Consider the following 20,357-nt stretch of genomic DNA (forward strand, 5'->3'; position numbering starts at 1 on the left):
GCTGTGTAACAGCGGGCCTTCCGAGAATATGTTTTATACAAAACATGGCACTGTAACACAGATCAGGAATTGATTCTATGCCACCACCAATGTTTGTTAATTAAGTTATTTGCCATAATGAGAGCAAATATGCGAGGTTTTTTCAGAAAATGCAAATTATTTTTCCCCGGCTACAGTACGCCTTTGGTGCTGGGGAGTTGCATATTTTCCGGGTTGCGGCGTACGGCCATTTTGATGGCTTTGGCGAACGCTTTAAAGATGGCTTCTATTTTATGATGTTCATTATCGCCGGAGGCTTGTATGTTGAGATTACATCTGGCTGCGTCGGAGAATGATTTAAAGAAGTGGAAGAACATTTCTGTCGGCATCTCTCCTATTTTTTCCCGTTTGAATTCGGCGTTCCATACCAGCCAGTTGCGTCCACCGAAGTCGATGGCTACCTGAGCGAGGCAGTCGTCCATGGGTAGGCAGAAGCCATATCTTTCTATTCCTCTTTTATCTGCCAGTGCCAAGGCTACGGCTTCGCCCAGTGCGAGGCCGGTATCTTCGATGGTATGATGCTCGTCGATGTGCAAGTCTCCTTTGGCGTTGATGGTGAGGTCGATGCTACCATGGCGGGCGATCTGGTCGAGCATATGATCGAAGAAACCCAGGCCGGTGGTGATATTGGACTGACCTTTGCCATCGAGGTTCAGTTCGATGCGGATATCTGTTTCTTTGGTGGTGCGGGTATGGGATACTTGCCGGAGGCCCAGTTTGAGGAACTCATAGATCTTGCGCCAGTCGGTGGATTCGAGGGCGATGACGGACTGCAGGTCTGCTGCGGCATCGCTGATCTCGGCGGCCCCGAGGCCGGTACCTTCATTGAGCCAGATGGCTTTGGCGCCCAGGTTTTTAGCCAGTTGTACGTCGGTGATACGATCGCCGATGACGAATGAGTTGGCCAGGTCGTAGTCGCCGCTGAGGTATTTGGTGAGCATGCCGGTACCGGGTTTGCGGGTAGGGGCATTATCGGCCGGGAAGCTGCGATCGATATATTCGGCAGCGAATACTACGCCTTCATTTTCGAATGCTTTAAGGATATGCTGGTGGGCGGGCCAGAAGGTATCTTCCGGGAAGGAAGCGGTGCCCAGGCCATCCTGGTTGGTGACGATGACCAGTTCATAGTCCATTTCGGCGGCGATGCGGGACATCCAGGTGAATACCCTGGGATAGAACTCTACTTTTTCCAGGCTATCGATCTGGTAGGTGGGAGGTACTTCTTTGATGAGGGTACCATCGCGGTCTATAAACAATACGCGCTTCATATATCAGTTTGACGTAGATGATGGAATGTTGGTGGAGGAATAGGCTTTGATGGCTTGGATGACACGCTCGTTTTCTTCCGGGGTGCCTACGGTAATGCGGAGGCAGCCGGCGCACAGTTTTATCCTGGAGCGGTCGCGTACTACGATACCCTGAGCGGTGAGGTGGCTGTAGATACCTTTAGGATCTATCGTTTTTGCCAATACGAAGTTGGCATCGCTGGGATATACGTGTATTACCTGTTGCAGGGATTCGAGGCCGGCGGAGAGTTTATCTCTTTCGATGACGATCTCGCGTATCCATTCATTGACCTGGCTGACATTTTCCAATGCCTGTAAGGTCAGTTCCTGTGCGGCCTGGCTGATATTGTACGGTGGTTTAATCTTATTGAAGACATTGATGATCTCTTCGCCGGCGAAGGCCATACCGATGCGCAGTGCTGCCAGCCCCCAGGCCTTTGAGAGTGTCTGTAACACTACGAGGTTGGGGTATTCTGTGAGTTCGCGTATGAATGATTGCTGGCGGGAGAAGTTGATATATGCTTCGTCGATGACAACGATGCCGTCGAAGTTGTTTAGTATAAGTTCTATGTCGTGCCTGTTGATCGAGTTGCCGGTAGGGTTGTTGGGTGAGCAGATGAAGAGGAGTTTGGTATTTTCATCGATGGCCTGCTGGAGTCCTTCCAGGTCGAGCTGGAAGTCTTCGGTGAGGCTTACACTCCGGATGATGACATCGTTGATATGTGCGCTTACTTCGTACATGCCGTAGGTGGGTGGGCATAGTACGACATTGTCGACACCCGGGTTGCAGAAGGCGCGGTAGAGGATATCTATTGCTTCGTCGCTACCATTGCCCAGGAAGATATTTTGTGGCGGTACGCCTTTGATATCTGCCAGTTTGTATTTGATCTGCCATTGCATGGGATCGGGGTAGCGGTTGTAGGCGGTCTTTAGCGGTGAGCCGAAGCTATTTTCGTTGGCATCCAGGAACACACTTGCTTCTCCTTTGAACTCGTCTCTGGCGGAGGAGTATGGAGTAAGTCTTTTAATATTATCGCGTAGTAAACTTTCCAGATTGAACATATAAATAAGTTATTATCCTCGTCAAAAAATCAGGCTTCTGTTGTCAGGCTGTTGAGCCGGACGGTGACGGCCTGTTTGTGGGCATCGAGTCCTTCTGCGGCGGCCATTGCTTCGATGGCGGGGCCTATTTGTTGCAGGCCTTCTTTGGTGATGCGCTGGAAGGTGATCTTTTTCACGAAGCTATCCAATGATACGCCGCTGTATGCTTTGGCATACCCGTTGGTGGGGAGGGTATGGTTGGTACCGGAGGCGTAGTCGCCGGCGCTTTCGGGGGAGTAGTTGCCCAGGAATACGGAGCCTGCGTTGGTTACGCTATCGGCGATACGGATATCGTCTTTGCAGGCGATGATGAGATGTTCGGGTGCGTATGCGTTAAGCAGTTCCATGGCGCTGGCGGTGTCCGGCATGTATATGAGGCGGCTGTGCTGTAATGCCTGAGCGGCGACGTTCTGGCGTGGCAGGTGTGCCAGCTGTGTGGTTACTGCTGTTTTAACGGCTTGGAGTATATCTTTGCTGGTGCTTACCAATACTACCTGGCTATCGGGGCCATGTTCGGCCTGTGAGAGCAGGTCAGCGGCAACGAATGCGGGTACGCAGGAATCGTCTGCCAGTACGGCTACTTCTGAGGGGCCGGCGGGCATGTCGATGGCGACGCCTGCTTTGTTGACCAGTTGTTTGGCGCAGGTGACATATTGGTTTCCCGGGCCGAAGATCTTGTATACCTGTGGGATGGAGGCGGTACCGAAGGCCATGGCGCCGATGGCTTGTACGCCACCGATGCGGTATACTTTCTGTATGCCTACTTCCTGTGCGGCGTAGAGGATGGCCGGGTGTACGTTGCCTGCTTTATCGGAGGGTGTACAGAGGATGATCTCTTTGCAACCTGCTATCATGGCCGGGATGCCCAGCATGAGGATGGTAGAGAAGAGCGGAGCGGAGCCACCCGGGATGTATAGTCCTACTTTTTCTATTGCGACTGGTTTGCGCCAGCAGTCGACGCCGGGCATGGTGCTGATGATGCGGCCGGTTTCATGTTGTGCTTTGTGGAAGGTGGTAATATTCTGAATAGCGGTCTGGATGGCCTGTTTGAGTGCGGGATCGATGGCAGCGGTGGCGGCGGCGAAGTCGGCCACCGGCACTTCGAGGGTATCGAGTGTTACGCCATCGAACTGTTGGGCATAGCGGCGGACGGCGGTGTCGCCTTCCTCTTTTACGGCGGTGAGGATGGTGTTCACTTTATCTTCCAGTGCCTGTGTATCTAATGCCGGGCGTTGCAGGAGCTGTGCCCAGGTGCTTTTATCAGGAGATTCGATAATATCCATGTCAGTCATTTGATCTTATTACAGTACCATCTTTTCGATGGGTACTACCAATATTCCCTGAGCGCCAGCGGTTTTCAGGCTTTCGATGATATCCCAGAATTCGTTTTCATTCAGTACGGAATGTACGGAGCTCCAGCCAGCTTCTGCCAGTGGCAGTACGGTAGGGCTTTTCATGCCCGGGAGGAGTGCGATGATCTCGTGTAGTTTATCATTTGGCGCGTTGAGCAGGATATATTTATTATTCTTTGCTTTTCTTACTGCTTTGATGCGGAAGAGCAATTTCTGCAGTAGTAGCTGTTGTGTTTCGTTGAGGGCGGCGTTGGCTACGAGGACTGCTTCGGATTTGAGGACGGTTTCTACCTCTTTCAAGCCATTCATGAATAATGTGGAGCCGCTGCTTACGAGGTCGCATATTGCGTCTGCGAGGCCGATGCCAGGCGCTATTTCGACGGAGCCGCTGATCTCGTGTATATCGGCGGTGACGTTGTGTGTAGCCAGGAAATCGGCTACTATTTCGGGATAGCTGGTGGCGATGCGGAGTTGTTGCAGGTCGGTGATGCCGTTGTATTCGATCGTTTTGGGAACGGCTATGGAGAGGCGGCATTTACCGAATCCCAGCTTTTCGACGATCTGTACGGAGCGTTTCTTTTCCAGTACTACATTTTCTCCTACGATACCAATGTCTGCTACGCCATCTTCTACGTATTGCGGGATATCATCATCTCTGAGGAAGAACACTTCTAGGGGGAAGTTGGTTGCTTCTGTTTTCAGTTTGTTCACTCCGTTGCTCACTTCGATACCGCATTCTTTGAGCAGTTTGATAGAGTCTTCGTGGAGACGTCCGGATTTTTGAATAGCTATTTTCAGTTTCATGATCCTGATACCGCAGCGGCGGTTTTTTAAGTGATAAATAAGCAGCTTATGGTCCGGTGTATGATGGGCAGGCGATCTAACAAAAAAGGCCTACCGAACCGGTAAGCCTTTGATGTTTTAATATGTTGGATACATACAATATCATCTCTGCTTACCTGTGCAGTAAGTATGATGATGATGTGTATGGATGTTAATAATCATAATTCGAGTACAAAAGTAATAACTATTATGACAAATCCAAGCCCTGAATTCTTTAACCTTATGTTAATACCTCTGTAAGGGGCTAGGGGAGGTGGTTATTACTGGAGTTTAAAGTCGGCCTGCTGTGTATCGCGGCTATTGGTACCTATGAATACGGTGAAGTCGCCCGGTTCGGCTGTCCAGCGCATGTCTTTATCGTAGAATCTGAGGTCTTCGTTGGTGAGGGTGAAGGAGACGGTTTGTTCTTCGCCTTTTTTGAGGAATACCTTTTTGAAGCCTTTCAATTCTTTGAGGGGGCGGTTGACGCTACCGACCTGATCGCGGAGGTATAGTTGTACGACCTCTTCCCCATCGTATTTCCCTACATTTTTGACCTTTACGCTGACGTGTAGTGGCTGTTGTGCGGTGATGGTGGTTTTATCCAGTTGTACGGGGCTGTAGCTGAATGAGGTATAGCTCAGTCCGTAACCGAAGGGATAGAGCGGGTCGTTGGGGATATCGAGGTATTTGGAGGAGTATTTATTATAGGGGTTGAGCGGGCGGCCGGTATTTTTATGATTGTAGTAGACGGGTATCTGGCCGGTATTTCGCGGGAAGGTCATGGTGATCTTACCGGCGGGGTTGTAGTGGCCGAAGAGGACATCTGCGATGGCGTTGCCGGCTTCAGTGCCCAGGAACCATGTTTCCAGGATGGCGGGTACGTGTTGGTCTTCCCATTCGAGGGTGAGTGGGCGGCCGTTCATGAGGACGAGTACGACAGGTTTGCCGGTGGCGAGGATGGCTTCGAGCAGGCGGCGTTGTCCGGGGGGGAGGCTGATATCGGAGCGGCTGGCGGCTTCTCCGGTCATGCCCTGGGATTCGCCCAGTGCCAGTATTACTTTATCTGACTTGCGGGCCAGTTCTACGGCTTCTGACAGCAGTTTGTCTGTGTTGGCGGTATCGGCTTTTTCGATAGCGGCCTTTTGCATGGCGCGGAGGAACAAGGTGGTATCGGCGGTGAGGTGGGCACCTTGCGCGTAGGCTATTTTGGCTTTGTTGCCTATGCGGGAGGTGATACCTTGCAGGAGGGATATTGCTTTGGACGGGTCTCCTGCTGCGGACCAGTTGCCGATGACGTCGCGTTGGCTGTTGGCGAGGGGGCCTATCACGGCGATGTTACCCTCTTCCTGCAGGGGGAGTAGTTGTCCTTGATTTTTGAGTAATACGATGGATCGTTGGGCGATTTCGCGGGCGGCCTGGCGGTTGGCGGGGGAGAGTATTTCGCGTTGTGCCCTGGCGGGGTCGCAGTACTGGTAGGGATCTTTGAAGAGGCCCAGGTCGTATTTGGCGGCGAGGACGCGGTATACGGCGGCGTCTATCTGTGCGAGTGTTACTTTTTTGTCCTGCAGGAGTTTTTTGAGTTGTCCGGCATAGATGCTTCCCTGCATGTCCATATCGACGCCGGCGTTGAGGGCGAGGGCGCCTGCTTCGTATTCATCTTTTACGATGCCATGGGGGATCATTTCATTCATGGAGGTGTAGTCGGTGACTACGAAACCTTTGAAGCCCCATTGTTTACGGAGGAGGTCGGTGAGAAGTGCTTTATTACCGGTAGCGGGTATGCCATCGATCTCGTTGAAGGAGGTCATGACGGTGGCTACGCCTGCATCTATGGCTGCTTTATAGGGTGGCAGGTAGAACTGGAACATCTGGCGTTTGCTCATGTCTACGGTGTTATAGTCGCGACCTGCTTCGATGGCGCCATATAGTGCGAAGTGTTTTACGCAAGCCATGATGGTGTTGTTGGCGGAGAGGTCGTTGCCCTGGTATCCTTTTACTTTGGCTTTAGCGACCTGTGATCCGAACCAGGTGTCCTCTCCTACTCCTTCGGCTACGCGGCCCCAGCGGGGGTCGCGGGCGATGTCTACCATTGGGGAGAAGGTCCAGTGGAGGCCATCGGCGCTGGCTTCTGTGGCGGCGATGCGGGCGCTTTTTTCCAGCAATGTCATATCCCAGGTACAGGCTTCCCCCAAGGGGATGGGGAAGATGGTCTTGTGGCCGTGGATCACGTCGTACCCGAACAGTAAGGGTATTTTAAGGCGAGTTTTGAGGGCCATATCCTGCAGTTGCCGGGTGAACTGAGGGGTGTATGCGTTGAAGATGGCGCCGCATATGCCGCTTTCGACATCTTTTTTGTAGCCTTCGCGCATAAACGGCCCGGTCACATCCATATCGCTGGTGAGGAGGTTCAGCTGACCGATCTTTTCGTCGAGGGTCATTTTGGCCATGAGGGTACGGATGAAGGTTTGTTTGTTCTGTTGCTGTGCAGATGCGGGTATATACATGCCCGTTATGCACAGGGCCAGGAATGCGATAACGTGAAGTTTGATTATGCTCATACGGATAACGTGTTTTTTTGGGAGTTCAAATATACAAATAACGACGCCGGTCAGCAATGTTTGCTGACCGGAATGCGAGGAATATATCTTCGGGTGTTATTTAAAGTCTTTATTCAGCCATTTGCGGTTGAAGTAGAAGGTACCGAACGGTAGTACTGCGGCGATGATGGCCAGGAGTATTTTATTGAATCGCCAGTTGTATTCGTCTCTCATCTGAAAGGTTTGCAGGGCGTAGAGTACAAAAAGGAGGCCATGTATCATTCCTACGATCTTGACCATGCCGGGTTGTCCTGCGTAGTATTTGAGGGGCATGGCGACGAATACGAGGAGGAGGAATGAGATGCCTTCCAGTGTTCCGACGAGGCGGAAGCGTCCGATGCCCGTCTTAAGATAATTTTCCACGATCGATAATTTTAGCGTGTTCCAAAGATAGTTTGTTCCCTGTTGGGTACGTGTAAAAAGATCGTGCCAGGAACATCATTTTTCAATTCTGATCAGGCTTCCATTTGTTTGATGATATTGGAAACTTCTGATTCGGTGGCGCGGAGTTTGGCCTGGCAGAAGGTAATGAGCTGGGAGGCTCGTTTTACTTTGGCGGCCAGTACATCTACGGATACGGATTCCGTTTCTATCTCATTGGCGATGGTTTTCAGTTCGTTATAAGCGGCTTCGTATGTGATGTTATTTTCCATTTACGGGCTGTTTTTCGGTAATTATTGATCTTAATAAGGCATCGGGTAGTTGGACGGTGATTTCGTGTCCTGGTTTGAGTTGTGCTGCATTGCTGAGGATGCGGCCTTCGTGGGAGATGATGGCGAAACCTTTCTTCACGAGGTTGACCGGGTTCATCAGTTTTATGACGGTAGCGTGCTGGCTGACGGCGGCGCGTTGATCTTTCAGGTATTGCTGTGCCTGTGATTGCAATTGTAACCGTATGCTGGTCAGTTCGTGCTGTTTGTTGCTGACGAGGATACGGGACTGACCGAGCAATTGGCTGGAGATATTGAGCAAAGCGGTATGCCGTTTATGCAGGATATTGCTGCTGGCGTTGACGGTCGATCTATTGAGGGCAGCGAGGCTGTCGCGTTGGCGGCTGAGTATATCCCGGGTTTTGTTAACGACGATATTGTTCAGTTGTGCCAGTTGTTGTACACGGGTGGCGCAGAGTTGTTGTGCCCTGATGATGAGTTGTTGTTGTAGCAGCTGCATACGTTCTTCGAAGGTTCTGTTGTGTGCGATGATAAATTCGGCTGCTTTGGTAGGTGTTTTTGTGGGCGTGTGGGCCATCAGATCGACGATCGTTTCATTCTTCTGGTGTCCGATACCGGTGATGATGGGGATAGGGAATTTGGCTACTATCTTACCCGGCATGAACTGATCGAAGAGGAGGAAGTCGGTTTGTGCGCCACCGCCGCGGATGATGACAACGGCATCGTAAGGTTTGCGGGTAGCGTATACTTCGAGTAGTTTGTTGTATAGTTGTTCTGCATTGGCAGCGCCCTGTACTTGAGTGAAGTAGGTATCGATGCGAAAACGGTATCCGAAGGGATTGTTTTCGAGTGTATGCATGAAGTCCTGGAATCCGGCGGAGACATCGGAGGATACGACCGCTATATGTTGTATGACGGCAGGTAGTGTCAGCTGGTTATTGGTGGTGAGGTACCTGCCTGCGTTGTATTGAATGAAGTCGCTGCATTCTTTGAGCAGACGCTGGAGGGTGTCCTGTTTCTGTTGTTCGAGCAGGCCGATGGTGAAGCCGGCGTCTACGTCTTGCAGGTTTAGTTTAAGGCCGAATACGGGATGGTAGTCCACGGATACTTTTACGAGTACGTGGATATCATTTTTAAACGGCTGTCCGGTTACCTGTTCGAATTCCCGGATGCGTGCGGCACCGGTACCCCAGGCGGAAGCCTGGATACGGGCCAGCATCTGGCTGCTCTGTTCTTCCTTTTCTACCAGATCGAAGTAGTAATACCCTTTTGCAGCGTAGTAGGAGAAGTTGGTAATGTCTGCCACTACCCAAAACGACCGCCCTGCAAAGACATCCTGCAGGGTGGCCTGTATATCGGCAGTGAGTTGTGATAATTTTATAAACGGCTGTTCAGTCACTAAAAGTCCGTGGTGTTAATGTGCAAAGATAAACAGTTTCTTAGACATCAAACACACGCCCATTCTGATGATCAGCCTGAGTATCTGTTTATTGGAAGTAAAATGAACCTAAAATGTTTCACAATTACTGCAAAGTGCCAGTTCGGATTTGCGTCCTTTGAGCAGGCGTTCGAGGTAGTTCATACGTTCTCTGGACTTGTAGATGGAGACGATATCCTGCTGCATTACATTGCCTACAACGCCTTTGGAATTGAGGTCACTACAGCACACTGTAATATCGCCATTGGGGAGGAGTACCATTTGTTTCATCAGCATACTGCATCCTATCTTATGCCATTTCCTGCGAGGCTGAACGGTGGATATCTCTCCTGCCCAGTTATGAAGGCGGCGTAGTTCGAACCAATCCATCAATTTGTATAGTTCTCTAAATTCGGGATGCATCCATTGTGTGTGCAATGGTTTACCTTCCGGGATGCAGGTGATGGCATACATCTTCACGGTGTGTGCCTGTTCGTCATTAATACGACGGAAGGCGCGTACATTTTCATAGAACCGGGACCATACGGCGTTGGTGCGCATCTGTTCGAACAGCTCAGGGGTACCTCCATCAAAACTTACCCCGATGACATCGATCACTTTCATCGCGATGATGTCGGCAGACAGTTGTTCCCGAAGGAGCATGGCATTGGTGAGCATTCTTATTTCCGGGAATTTCAGCTGTTGCTGTGCTGCCTGGTCTTTGTATTTTTTGATGATGGCCAGCATCTCCATACGTTTGGGATGCAGGAGTATTTCTCCACCATTGTGCAGGTTGATGACCTCTACCTTGCGAAAGCGATCATCCTGAATGAACTGTTGGAAGAAACGCTCCAAGGTATCTGCCGCGATAACTTGCTTAGGCTTAAAGTGGTCTAGCGAGCAGAATCTGCATCTCAGGTTACATTGGCTGGCAAACTCTATATTGATCTCACGTACACTTAACCGGTGTTGGTGTCCAGGTAATTTGTAGTAATAATAGTAGTCTGCTAAGTATGCCAGTCCTTGTATTGCTTCAATTGATCTCCATATCAACGGCGTATGATAGAACCATTGTTTCAGGTGTCTTCTAATGGTGATGTACATTGTTCTCCGTAAGTTTTATACTTATAAAACACACTTAAAAAAATGTACCCTGATGCCGTTCAAATTAATGTTGACATCCTTATCTGAACCTGTAATAAACACCTATCTGAAAACCAATCCAGGATTGATTGTAGCCAGGTTTGTTCTTGGAGAAATCATTTGATATTTCCACCAACGGTTTGAAGTACCGGAATATGGATTCGCCTGCATACATTGAGAGCGGGAATTGTATGCTATCCAATGGCACATTCCTTCCGTTTTGGTAGTATTGGTATTGTATGCGATTATAGCTTATACCAGCCTGCACGGTCAGGCGTTCATTGATCTTTCTTTCCGCTACCAGTGCGACGATGTGATGTTTTCCTCTCAGGTCTACTGATACTATCATCGTCGAAGAGTCAATGGATTTGATCTGGGAAAGTTTGCCGGTGGTGGCATTCAGCTGTATATTCCAGTTATCGGCTACCGGTAATTGTGCGCCTAATCCATATCTGAAACCACCTATTCTGAAGTTGGAGGAGTAGGCCGCGATGGCGTACAAATATGGAATTCCGACCTTCACGGTTGGGGTGAAGAAGAGGTTTTCGTCTACGGTGAGGCCAGCGGCAGCGTAGCGTGTCCATGGATTATTTAGTAGGCGGCGGCGTTCTCTCCTTGGACGAGCAGGTGCATTTGGCCGGCTATCAGCTTCCATTATCGCAGTTTTATTACCTGTCGTGTTGGCTTCCTTTTCCGGCGTGAAAGGCGATGATACCCAGGGAGTGGTTAAGGACGGTGTATATCTGTTTGTGCTGCCAACATTGACATTTGCCGGTGTTGGTAGGCTTGTCAATGGTATTTTTACAATAACCGGCTGCTGTGTATCGTCTGATATAGGTGAAGCTGTTCTTGCGTGGCTATTTGTTTTAACAGACGGCTTATGTGATGTGCTTTTATCCGTTATGATTTTAACTGCGGCAGTACTTTTCAATACGTTGCCGGTCTTTCGTATGGTCGTATTTTTTGGTGGTGCTTCTGTACTGGTAATTTTGGCTACTACCGGTTGACTCCGTTGGCGATTAAAAATGACATGGTCACCATATATCCTGTATTGTGTATTGAATGTACCTTTTATGAGGGAGAGTAATTCTTCTACTGTATAACTATTTTTCGTCAGCTGGACCATGTTGCTACCATTGATCTTATTGGCATCAAAAGAGAATACCAGTCCTGCCTGCCGGGAGATGATATTGCCCAGCATTTCTATTGTTATTTTTTTAGCCGGTACGTTTATCTTTCGCTGCAGTACCTGTGTTTGTGCATAAGTATGTATGCTGATACCCACCATTAAGGTGAGGCAGCAGCCATAAAATTTAATCACATCCATAACCGTCTAAGTAGATTGTATCATATGAAGCATGGTAGGTCAGGTCCAGAGAGGCACTGATCACGTCGAGTACGTATTGGAGGGGTTTATCATCGAATGCGGTGCTGATACGGCATTTTGCCAGCTGTGGATTGGACAGCACGATAGGTACGCCATAGGCAGTTTCGAGTTGCCGGATTACGGCGCCCAGGTCTTTGTCTTCGAAGCGAAGGCTTCTATGAATGGTCGTTGTGTTGACCGTTGTTCGTGTAATAGCTTCTGTTCGCTTTAATTGTTTATCAGCGATGAGATAACATCCTTTCGTTCCTCCTTTCAGCACGATACTATCTTTCATAGTGGAGAGCATCACGGCGCCATTATCTACTTTTACGACGATGCTATCGCTGTTCTTATTTACTGTAAAAGCGGTACCGATCACGCGGATATTCAGTTCACCGGCCTGTATGTTGAACGGGCGTTGCGGATCGTGTTGTACTGCGAAGTACACTTCTCCGGTTTGTAGCTGTACCGTTCTTCCTGTATGGAAATTATCTGCGTAGGCGATGCTGCCACCGGGATGTATCTTCACCTGGGACTGATCCGGCAGGGAGGTCTGTACCTGTTGGGAATTGGCACTGACTAGCACCTGCTGTTGCCGAGGTCCTGGCTGTCGCAGGAGGAAGGTAACCAATGCGGCTCCCAGCAGGATAATCACCGTAGCTGCGGCAGCGAGTTGCCAGCGCAGGGTACGTACTTTTGATTTTTTTGTACCCGAGGAAGTGGTATTAGCTGTTTTCCAGTGTTGCCATTCCTGTTTTAGATCCGGAGTACGATAAGACATAGTGCTGCCTGTCTGTTGCCAGGTATGGGATAACCGGTCGAACAACTGCTGGTTTGCTTCAGCACGTGCGCACCAGTCATCGATTGCTATCGCCTCTTCCGGGCTGGCTTCGCCAGCGAGGTATTTTACGATAACCTCTTCAGACACTTCTATGTTAGTTTCGTTACTCACGTTAAAATTATTTCATGCAGCTGTTATAAGTTATAGTATAGTAAGATCAGTATTATTTCGATGTAGGCAGCTAATTTTTCTCTCAGGATACGCAAGGCTTTGCTCATCTGTGCTTCTACTGTTTTGACAGAGAGGGATAATTCTTCTGCTATTTCTGCATATTTGAGGCCTTCCTCCCGACTTTTGCGAAATATCAATTTACACTGTGCGGGAAGACTTTCTATCGCGTTGTGGATGTGTACCTGTAATTCGGATGCCACGACCTTATCCATCGCATCTCTGGTCGTTCCGGCATGTTCATCTCTGCTCTGATGTTGTATATAGCGTCCCCGGGTATCTGCCTGCCTGATGTTATTGAGGCAATAGTTGTGCGTAGCCCGGTACAGATATCCTTTGATAGCATCTTCGAAAACGATCTCGTCCCGCTTTTCCCACAGGCGGGTAAATACGGTTTGTACGACGTCATTGGCTTCGTTATTGTCTTTCAGTATCGTATAGGCATAACGATGCAGCTTTTCATAATATGTATGAAAAAGCGCCCCAAACACCACAGTGATCTTCTTGTTACCGTTTCTATCCAATGCTTTTGCTTACCTATATGCGAAGGGTTATTGGCTTATATACCATTAAAACACATTCTCAGCAGCTTACCCTTACCGCCAGCGCAAAAATACTGGATAATCTGCTGTGTTCGTAGTATTAAGCCGGGCAACTTTTATATAAGTAGCTAATTATCAATGCTGTAGTAGAAAAGCCGGATAAGCGGAGAATTAGGCGTTGGCTATAGGAAGCTTATAGGAATGTTATAGGAGAGCTATAGGAGAGGTGGACCTGAGACTTTATTTACTCATTATCAAATAGTTAGGAGGTATTTTGAGGTGACAAGGTGGGCAGAAATGAAGTTATATGATTGATAATCAGTCACAAAATGAAAGATTTGCCAATTATACCATACTTTTCCTTAATCTTGTAATTAAGAATGCAGTAATGTAGCAACCCCGTTCTTTTACATATCGAAACTCTTATTCCTTATACTTAATACCCCTTTATTTTATGGATTTTAAAGATACCATTAAACAATTAGCAGAGAGAATTCTCAAACACAAAGAATTGGTACAAACGGAAGAAGCAACCAAACATTCGTTTGTAATGCCATTTATCCAAGCGTTAGGTTACGATGTTTTTAACCCTATGGAAGTAGTTCCTGAATTCGTTGCGGATCTTGGGATAAAAAAAGGTGAAAAGGTCGACTATGCCATTGTAAAGGAAGGGCAACCGGTCATCCTGATAGAATGCAAGCATTGGTCATCAAATCTAGATCCTCATAACTCTCAGTTATTCCGTTATTTTCACACTACCAAAGCTAAATTTTCCATTTTAACCAATGGCTTTGAGTCCTGGTTTTATACTGATCTTGATGAGCCGAATAAGATGGATCAAAAGCCTTTTTTCATTTTTGACCTTCAGGATATCAGAGATAACCAGATAGAGGAGTTAAAAAAGTTTCACAAGAACTATTTTGACTCTGACACTATTGTTTCGACTGCCAGCGAGCTAAAATATCTGGGTCTGATCAAACAGTTATTCAATACCGAGGTAAACAACCCCAGTCCGGACTTTGTGCGGCACTTTGCACGCCAGGTATATACAAATGGCAGCGTCACCCAGAAGGTACTTGATCAGTTCACCCAGTTTACCAAAAAAGCATTCCAGATATACATTTCTGACCTTATTACGGAACGGCTGAAGTCTGCTTTACAAAAGGAGGAAAATGATCAACCGCCAGCAGAGGCTGTGGAGCTTATTATGGAACCGGAAAGTAAAATCCAGACGACCCAAGAGGAGTTGGATTCATTCCAGATCATTCGTTCAATACTAAGACAGGTTGTTCCTGTGGACAAGATACATTACCGGGATGCGCAGTCTTATTTCGCCATTCTATATGATGACAATAACCGGAAACCATTGTGTCGGTTGTACATAGGGGCGACAAAAAAACAAATCGGGCTCTTCGGTGCAGACAGGACGGAAGTGAAGAAGGAGTTAAGCTCTCTGGACGATATCTTTCAGCATGCAGACCATTTGCTGGAAACAGCCAAAAGCTACCTTAAAACATTAGAAGTGTAGCTTATGGTACAGGGTAAGGAACGGTTCGCACCGTTCCTTACCCTGTAGCTATTACTTATTTACGGCGGTCACTACGTAGCGGCCTTTGATCTGGTTGAACCAGAATATACCATTATTCATGCTTACTCCCTGGTAGTTGGCCCAGAGATCTTTCACTTCGGCGGCAGCGACCTCTTTTTTCAGTTCATTATCAAAAATCTTTTCGTAACGTGTTTTGAACTGGGTACCGGTTTTATACTTAGCAATGGGGAAATCAATATTGGCGATAATGCTGTCTTTCTGGTCTGCTGCTACCCATTCTTTAAACTTGTTAAAGAATATGATAAATTCTGTTTGGCTGGCCATTCCGGAGGCTTCCCAATTTTTGATGGTAGTATCTGCCAGCGCGGCATCCATCAGCGAGGCTGCCACTTCCGCTGCTGGTTGCTCAGGGATCGTATCTACTTTACCAATAAGTGAATCATGTTGTGTTTCGGCAGTCTTTGTTCCTGACTGGCAAGCGGTTGCTATGATCATAGCGGCCCCGATGGCGAATAAATGATACGGTCTCCTTTTTGTATACATATGCACTGTTTTACCTAAAATTAACGGATATAATGTATTCATGCTGAAAGTATTATTCCTTTAACATTTTCTTGTATCCGTATGCCAGGAACGATGACGGCGGCCTAGCTATGATGATATTGCCATATTAAAAAACAGGCTGTATCAGCAGTCTGATACAGCCTGTTTTCAATTAACTACTTGTCAATCCCGCTATCTCGTCAATAAGTGAATGTCTCAAAAGTTTCAAGACGCTCACTTATTGCTTATTGGAAACATCATCCCCAAGTGACGATAGCAGAATTATTTTTTCTATCCCAACGGATATGGATATCTATATCAGAAGTATTATGATCGTTCATCCATTTCTTTATAAGGGCGATACATTTCAATGCGCTTCCCAGGCCAGTGACCACATACCTTTCCCGCTCCGTTAACACACGAGCGGTGTTAACAATAGTGTAATAGTTATCTTTGTCACTATCAGATATGGCACTTACTCTGACAACGACATCATAGTTATCTGAGTCTTCCAAAGAAGCCAGTTTATTAGTTCCTTCATTTAAGAATCGAGATAACTTTTGTCCAAATACATCCAATGTTGCGTATTCCTGGGTGCCCTCATAAGGAAAGATGTTTGGACCGGTAGTTGCCAATTGCTCTGTGGCAGGCTTGTTTTTAGCGACGGGAACAGTACTGTCTTTTTTGCAAGAGGTTAACAGACCTGTGGTTACCAGTGTAGTCAAGGTAAAAATACAAATTACTCTTTTCATAGTTTTATTTGGGTTTAATTGATGAGCTATGTATTAACAAACGTTCTAAAAGGGCAGGGAATCGTAATTGTTATCAATCGAATTTACCTTAGTTGGAAACACCTCCCCTATATAGTTCATAAACGGTACTGAATATTTCATTAACGGCTATCTTTTGCATTTTTCAGCCTATGATGACAGGAGGGTAAAACCGTATTCCATTCTCCGTTTTTTGCCGGTAGAAGAAAGCGTGAATTTCAATGGCCGAGGAAGATGTTAAGGTCACTTTATTTGCAACTAAAGGGAAGGCGTCTTGCTTTTAAAAGCGTCAACGTTTTCAAATGCTGCATTAGTTACAGGCACATAAAAAAAGGTCAAAAACTTATAGGTGAAGTTTTTGACCTTTTGTTGCCCGACCTGGATTCGAACCAAGACAAACAGAGTCAGAGTCTGTCGTACTACCGTTATACTATCGGGCAATTATTTAAGGGATGGCAAAATTATACTTTTTTTCGAAAAAAACAATTCTACTTCAAATAAAAGTCGGGATAATAGTAAGGCCTCTTACCGATGGATAAGAGGCCTTACTATTTTAAGGATACTTTAACTTATTGCTTTACGTCGTAGAGTATAACGAACTCTACGCGGCGGTTTCTCGCTTTTCCTTCATCGGTGTCGTTGGTCGCGACGGGTGCGCGGTCGCCCAGTCCCCAGGTCAGCATCCGGTCGGCGCTTACACCATCTGTTATCAGCAGTTGTTTACCGCTGGCAGCGCGGCGTTCGGATAGCTCGCGGTTATAGCTGGGGGCGCCGGTGTTATCAGTATGCCCGGTCACCAATATCTTGGTCTTACCGTATTTGGTCAACACATTGGCAAAACGCTGAAAAGTAGGCTTTATCTCTTCCTTTAGTTGGTCTGAAGAGGAAGCGAACAATACGTTATTGGGGAAGATCACCTTGACACTGTCTTTGATGATACTTACTTCTGCTTCATTCAGCACGTTTTTAAGTTCTCTGTATTGTTTGCTCATGTACTGCTGCTGGCTGCCACCGGTCTTCCTGGCGGAGCTGCATGCAACGAACAATAACACCACAATGGCAGTCAATATACTACCGGTCATTCTATTTGCTATTTTCTTCATATGTCCACTTATTTGGCGCAAAGGTATCTAAAAACAATAATATCAACATGTTACAAAGGTAGCGGGTTATATTTACGGCACCTTTGAAGTATACATATTTCACAAAACAATCTGCGGAAAGTATAGTTCATTATTGTGCACAAATTTTACACATCTGTATTACTATATCATTGCAAATGATGCAATTAATATGCTACTTTTCTTTTTCAGTGTATCTTTGTACCCTTCAATCATTAGCATGAGTACATACGATAACATTGCCAATGCAGGTCCCGACGTGGTTTTGATCGGTGCAGGCATTATGAGCGCTACATTGGGGATGCTGCTGAAAGAATTGCAACCCGACATAACGATAGAGATATTTGAAAGATTGGACGTAGTTACTGCTGAAAGTTCTGATGCATGGAATAACGCCGGAACCGGCCACTCCGCTTTCTGCGAGCTCAACTACACCCCGCAGAAAGCAGATGGCACCGTAGATTGCTCAAAGGCCGTTAAGATTGCTGAATCATTTGAAATATCAAAACAATTCTGGGCTTACCTCGTAGAACAGAAGATCATTGATTCCTCCTCCTTTATTAATAGTATTCCTCATATGAGTTTTGTATGGGGGCCGGAAAATGTTTCTTTTTTAAAAGAACGCTATAAGACATTGCAACAATATCACCTTTTTAAGGAGATGCAATATTCTGAAGATCCACAGCAACTGGAAGAGTGGGTACCTCTCATCATGCAAGGCCGCGACCATACACAAGAGGTGGCAGCAACCCGGATGGAAATGGGTACAGACGTTAATTTCGGCGCCCTCACCAAAGGCATGATCAACCACATGAAAGCACATCAGGGTGTAGGCTTGTACCTCAACCACGAAGTGCGTGATCTGAAAAAAGATGCAGAAGGCTACTGGCATGTGGCTGTAAAAAATATCCATACCGGCAGCAAACGTACCGTACGTACTAAGTTTGTCTTTATAGGCGCTGGTGGTGGCTCTCTCCCCCTGCTGGAAAAATCTGATATCCCGGAAGGTAAAGGCTACGGTGGCTTCCCCGTAAGCGGACAATGGCTGAAATGTAACAACCCGGATATTATAGAAAAACACCAGGCCAAAGTATATGGAAAAGCAGCAGTAGGCTCCCCTCCCATGTCTGTACCTCACCTCGATACACGAATGATCGATGGCAAAAAAGGCTTGCTGTTCGGCCCTTACGCCGGATTCTCCACTAAGTTCCTCAAACACGGTTCTTATCTCGATCTGCCATTATCTATCAAGTTCAATAACATCCGTCCGATGCTGGCAGCTGGATGGGACAATATTCCGCTGACCAAATACCTGATCAACCAGGTACGTCAGTCACCGGAAGACAGGCTGGAAGCGTTGAAAGAATACTTCCCTGATGCAAAGATGGAAGACTGGGATCTGGAAATTGCCGGACAACGTGTGCAGGTGATCAAAAAGGATGAAGAACATGGTGGTATCCTCGAATTTGGTACAGAAGTAGTAAGTGCCGCTGATGGCTCTCTGGCAGTATTACTGGGCGCTTCTCCCGGTGCCTCCACCTCTGTATCTATTATGCTGGGATTACTGAAGCGCTGCTTTAAAGAACAGGCAGCATCTGCAGCGTGGCAACACAAATTGCAGGAAATGATCCCTTCTTATGGTAAGTCACTCTCTGATAATCCGGCCCTTTGCGATGAGATGAGAAGATGGACCAGTGACGTGTTGAACCTGGAGCAACAAGCGCCTTCTCTGGCATAAAAATATCCTGTTAATGCTTTTACAGCGCTTTCGGCATGTGACCCGAAAGCGCTTTTTTATTCATAGCGTAATGCTTCTATAGGATCAAGTCTTGATGCTGCCAGTGCCGGGTAATAACCGAAAAAGACACCTGTCAGCGCACATACCATAAACGACAATACGATAGATGATTCTGATACCAGCGTAGGCCATCCCAATGTGAGCGTGATCACCTTCGCTGTGCTGATCCCCAATACAACCCCTATCAGGCCTCCTGTAATGCTGATAATGATTGCTTCTACGAGGAACTGTAATAGGATATCTATTCCCCTGGCACCAATAGACATGCGTAGTCCTATTTCTTTCGTACGCTCTGTTACCGATACATACATAATGTTCATGATCCCGATACCACCTATCACGAGTGAAATGCCCGCAATAGCAGTCAGCAGGATCGTCAGCAGGCTGCTGGTTGAACTAAGTGTTTTGATCAGCTCTTCCATCGTTCTCACCTGAAAGTTATTCTCATCAGCGGCGCGCAAGCGGTGTGTGCCTCTCAGTATCTCGATGATCTCATCTGTTGCCTTGGACGAAGTACCTTCACTCACGGCAGAGGCATATATGCTCTGGAAGTAAATAGTAGCGAGGATACGCTTTTGCACCGTGGTATAAGGGGTAAGTATGATATCATCCTGATCCTGGCCGAAAGAACTTTGTCCTTTAGGGACTAAAGTACCTATCACCTGCAAAGGGATGGAGTTGAGCCGTATCACCTTGCCTACCGGGCTCTCTCCACTGGGGAACAGGTTATTGATAACGGTTTGTCCCAGTACACATACCTTGGCTGCTGTTGTCACATCCGCATCAGAAAAACTGATACCATCCTGTATGGTCAGCTTACGGATATCAAAGTAACTGGGCGCTACACCCTGCAAGGATGTTGGCCAGTTCAAAGCGCCATAGATAGCCTGTCCTTTTGTAGATGCTACGGGAGATACCGCACCGACATACTCTGCATTCCGTGCTATTGCCCTTACATCTTCGATGGTCAGGCTCTGAAAGCTGGCTCCTTCTATACGCACACCTCCGGCCACATTACTGCTGGGCAGGATAGTGATCATATTGGAGCCCATATTACTCAGCTGACTCTGTATGCTTTCTTTCGACCCTTGTCCGATCGCCACCATTGCTATTACCGCCGCCACACCGATAATGATACCCAACATGGTAAGGAAAGCCCTCAGCTTATTACGCTGTAAAGCCTTTAAAGCAATCCGTATCAGGTTCATTACATTCATGGGCAATACAT

18 protein-coding genes and 1 tRNA gene are annotated in these 20,357 nt (G+C 47.3%); 2 read left to right on the forward strand and 17 right to left on the reverse strand.

Going from position 1 to position 20,357, the window contains the following annotated elements; all coding sequences use genetic code 11:
* Positions 1 to 170: 170 nt before the first annotated feature.
* The 12 genes from hisB to KTO58_RS18040 all read right to left on the reverse strand — a co-directional run bounded on the left by hisB (position 171) and on the right by KTO58_RS18040 (position 13,330).
* The gene (gene hisB / locus KTO58_RS17985; protein WP_095838042.1) at positions 171 to 1,307 is read right to left on the reverse strand and encodes a bifunctional histidinol-phosphatase/imidazoleglycerol-phosphate dehydratase HisB; all 1,137 of its coding nucleotides are present in this window, start codon (positions 1,305 to 1,307) and stop codon (positions 171 to 173) included.
* Positions 1,308 to 1,310: 3 nt separating this feature from the next.
* Complete coding sequence (gene hisC / locus KTO58_RS17990) at positions 1,311 to 2,387, reverse strand: histidinol-phosphate transaminase (RefSeq protein WP_095838041.1); 1,077 nt, start codon at positions 2,385 to 2,387, stop codon at positions 1,311 to 1,313.
* 29 nt (positions 2,388 to 2,416) lie between these two features.
* Entirely contained in the window at positions 2,417 to 3,709 is a 1,293-nt protein-coding gene (gene hisD, locus KTO58_RS17995) for a histidinol dehydrogenase (RefSeq protein ID WP_095838040.1), read from the reverse strand.
* Between the two features lie 18 nt (positions 3,710 to 3,727).
* Positions 3,728 to 4,582, reverse strand: a complete 855-nt coding sequence (gene hisG / locus KTO58_RS18000; RefSeq protein ID WP_198315203.1) for an ATP phosphoribosyltransferase — start codon at positions 4,580 to 4,582, stop codon at positions 3,728 to 3,730.
* Between the two features lie 299 nt (positions 4,583 to 4,881).
* Positions 4,882 to 7,161 (reverse strand): beta-glucosidase BglX, encoded by a 2,280-nt coding sequence (gene bglX, locus KTO58_RS18005; protein WP_198315202.1) that lies wholly within the window; start codon positions 7,159 to 7,161, stop codon positions 4,882 to 4,884.
* 96 nt (positions 7,162 to 7,257) lie between these two features.
* Positions 7,258 to 7,563, reverse strand: coding sequence for a DUF3817 domain-containing protein (locus KTO58_RS18010; RefSeq protein ID WP_095838038.1), 306 nt, complete (start codon positions 7,561 to 7,563; stop codon positions 7,258 to 7,260).
* A 92-nt stretch (positions 7,564 to 7,655) separates the two neighbouring features.
* Positions 7,656 to 7,853 carry an exodeoxyribonuclease VII small subunit gene (gene xseB, locus KTO58_RS18015; protein ID WP_095838037.1) on the reverse strand — a complete coding sequence of 66 codons (198 nt, stop codon included), beginning with the start codon at positions 7,851 to 7,853 and terminating at the stop codon, positions 7,656 to 7,658.
* On the reverse strand, positions 7,843 to 9,270 hold the full coding sequence (gene xseA / locus KTO58_RS18020) for an exodeoxyribonuclease VII large subunit (protein ID WP_095838036.1): 1,428 nt from the start codon (positions 9,268 to 9,270) through the stop codon (positions 7,843 to 7,845). The genes xseB and xseA overlap by 11 nt, the downstream gene beginning before the upstream one ends.
* Before the next feature lie 108 nt (positions 9,271 to 9,378).
* Complete coding sequence (locus tag KTO58_RS18025) at positions 9,379 to 10,392, reverse strand: radical SAM/SPASM domain-containing protein (RefSeq protein ID WP_095838035.1); 1,014 nt, start codon at positions 10,390 to 10,392, stop codon at positions 9,379 to 9,381.
* A gap of 79 nt (positions 10,393 to 10,471) precedes the next feature.
* Complete coding sequence (locus tag KTO58_RS18030; protein WP_157752871.1) at positions 10,472 to 11,758, reverse strand: hypothetical protein; 1,287 nt, start codon at positions 11,756 to 11,758, stop codon at positions 10,472 to 10,474.
* Entirely contained in the window at positions 11,745 to 12,749 is a 1,005-nt protein-coding gene (locus KTO58_RS18035) for a FecR domain-containing protein (RefSeq protein ID WP_095838033.1), read from the reverse strand. Before KTO58_RS18035 ends, KTO58_RS18030 begins: the two co-directional genes overlap by 14 nt.
* Positions 12,750 to 12,772: 23 nt before the next feature.
* The gene (locus tag KTO58_RS18040; protein WP_095838032.1) at positions 12,773 to 13,330 is read right to left on the reverse strand and encodes an RNA polymerase sigma-70 factor; all 558 of its coding nucleotides are present in this window, start codon (positions 13,328 to 13,330) and stop codon (positions 12,773 to 12,775) included.
* A gap of 472 nt (positions 13,331 to 13,802) precedes the next feature.
* Between KTO58_RS18040 and KTO58_RS18045 the strand changes: the two genes are divergently transcribed.
* On the forward strand, positions 13,803 to 14,876 hold the full coding sequence (locus KTO58_RS18045; RefSeq protein WP_095838031.1) for a type I restriction endonuclease: 1,074 nt from the start codon (positions 13,803 to 13,805) through the stop codon (positions 14,874 to 14,876).
* Between the two features lie 51 nt (positions 14,877 to 14,927).
* Here the strand turns inward: KTO58_RS18045 and KTO58_RS18050 are convergent, their stop codons facing one another.
* From KTO58_RS18050 to KTO58_RS18065, 4 genes are all read right to left on the reverse strand, one after another.
* A complete protein-coding gene (locus KTO58_RS18050; RefSeq protein WP_095838030.1) occupies positions 14,928 to 15,440 on the reverse strand; it encodes a hypothetical protein in 513 nt (170 codons plus the stop codon).
* Between the two features lie 257 nt (positions 15,441 to 15,697).
* On the reverse strand, positions 15,698 to 16,192 hold the full coding sequence (locus tag KTO58_RS18055) for a hypothetical protein (RefSeq protein ID WP_157752870.1): 495 nt from the start codon (positions 16,190 to 16,192) through the stop codon (positions 15,698 to 15,700).
* Between the two features lie 387 nt (positions 16,193 to 16,579).
* Positions 16,580 to 16,650: transfer RNA gene (locus KTO58_RS18060), tRNA-Gln, on the reverse strand.
* Between the two features lie 129 nt (positions 16,651 to 16,779).
* Positions 16,780 to 17,313 (reverse strand): OmpA family protein, encoded by a 534-nt coding sequence (locus KTO58_RS18065; protein ID WP_095838028.1) that lies wholly within the window; start codon positions 17,311 to 17,313, stop codon positions 16,780 to 16,782.
* 190 nt (positions 17,314 to 17,503) lie between these two features.
* Here KTO58_RS18065 and KTO58_RS18070 point away from each other — a divergent pair, with 190 nt between their 5' ends.
* Complete coding sequence (locus KTO58_RS18070; RefSeq protein ID WP_095838027.1) at positions 17,504 to 19,069, forward strand: malate:quinone oxidoreductase; 1,566 nt, start codon at positions 17,504 to 17,506, stop codon at positions 19,067 to 19,069.
* Positions 19,070 to 19,125: 56 nt separating this feature from the next.
* Here the strand turns inward: KTO58_RS18070 and KTO58_RS18075 are convergent, their stop codons facing one another.
* The gene (locus KTO58_RS18075) at positions 19,126 to 20,346 is read right to left on the reverse strand and encodes an ABC transporter permease (RefSeq protein ID WP_095838026.1); all 1,221 of its coding nucleotides are present in this window, start codon (positions 20,344 to 20,346) and stop codon (positions 19,126 to 19,128) included.
* Between the last annotated feature and the right edge of the window lie 11 nt (positions 20,347 to 20,357).

This window comes from Chitinophaga pendula, from assembly GCF_020386615.1.
GTDB classification, from domain to species: domain Bacteria; phylum Bacteroidota; class Bacteroidia; order Chitinophagales; family Chitinophagaceae; genus Chitinophaga; species Chitinophaga pendula.

Coding starts and splice junctions, on each gene's coding strand:
- hisB (WP_095838042.1), bottom strand. CDS start 1,307: ATGAAGCGCGTATTGTTTATAGACCGCGATGGTACCCTCATCAAAGAA.
- hisC (WP_095838041.1), bottom strand. CDS start 2,387: ATGTTCAATCTGGAAAGTTTACTACGCGATAATATTAAAAGACTTACT.
- hisD (WP_095838040.1), bottom strand. CDS start 3,709: ATGGATATTATCGAATCTCCTGATAAAAGCACCTGGGCACAGCTCCTG.
- hisG (WP_198315203.1), bottom strand. CDS start 4,582: ATGAAACTGAAAATAGCTATTCAAAAATCCGGACGTCTCCACGAAGAC.
- bglX (WP_198315202.1), bottom strand. CDS start 7,161: ATGAGCATAATCAAACTTCACGTTATCGCATTCCTGGCCCTGTGCATA.
- xseB (WP_095838037.1), bottom strand. CDS start 7,853: ATGGAAAATAACATCACATACGAAGCCGCTTATAACGAACTGAAAACC.
- KTO58_RS18025 (WP_095838035.1), bottom strand. CDS start 10,392: ATGTACATCACCATTAGAAGACACCTGAAACAATGGTTCTATCATACG.
- KTO58_RS18030 (WP_157752871.1), bottom strand. CDS start 11,758: ATGGATGTGATTAAATTTTATGGCTGCTGCCTCACCTTAATGGTGGGT.
- KTO58_RS18045 (WP_095838031.1), top strand. CDS start 13,803: ATGGATTTTAAAGATACCATTAAACAATTAGCAGAGAGAATTCTCAAA.
- KTO58_RS18050 (WP_095838030.1), bottom strand. CDS start 15,440: ATGTATACAAAAAGGAGACCGTATCATTTATTCGCCATCGGGGCCGCT.
- KTO58_RS18055 (WP_157752870.1), bottom strand. CDS start 16,192: ATGAAAAGAGTAATTTGTATTTTTACCTTGACTACACTGGTAACCACA.
- KTO58_RS18065 (WP_095838028.1), bottom strand. CDS start 17,313: ATGAAGAAAATAGCAAATAGAATGACCGGTAGTATATTGACTGCCATT.
- KTO58_RS18070 (WP_095838027.1), top strand. CDS start 17,504: ATGCTACTTTTCTTTTTCAGTGTATCTTTGTACCCTTCAATCATTAGC.
- KTO58_RS18075 (WP_095838026.1), bottom strand. CDS start 20,346: ATGAATGTAATGAACCTGATACGGATTGCTTTAAAGGCTTTACAGCGT.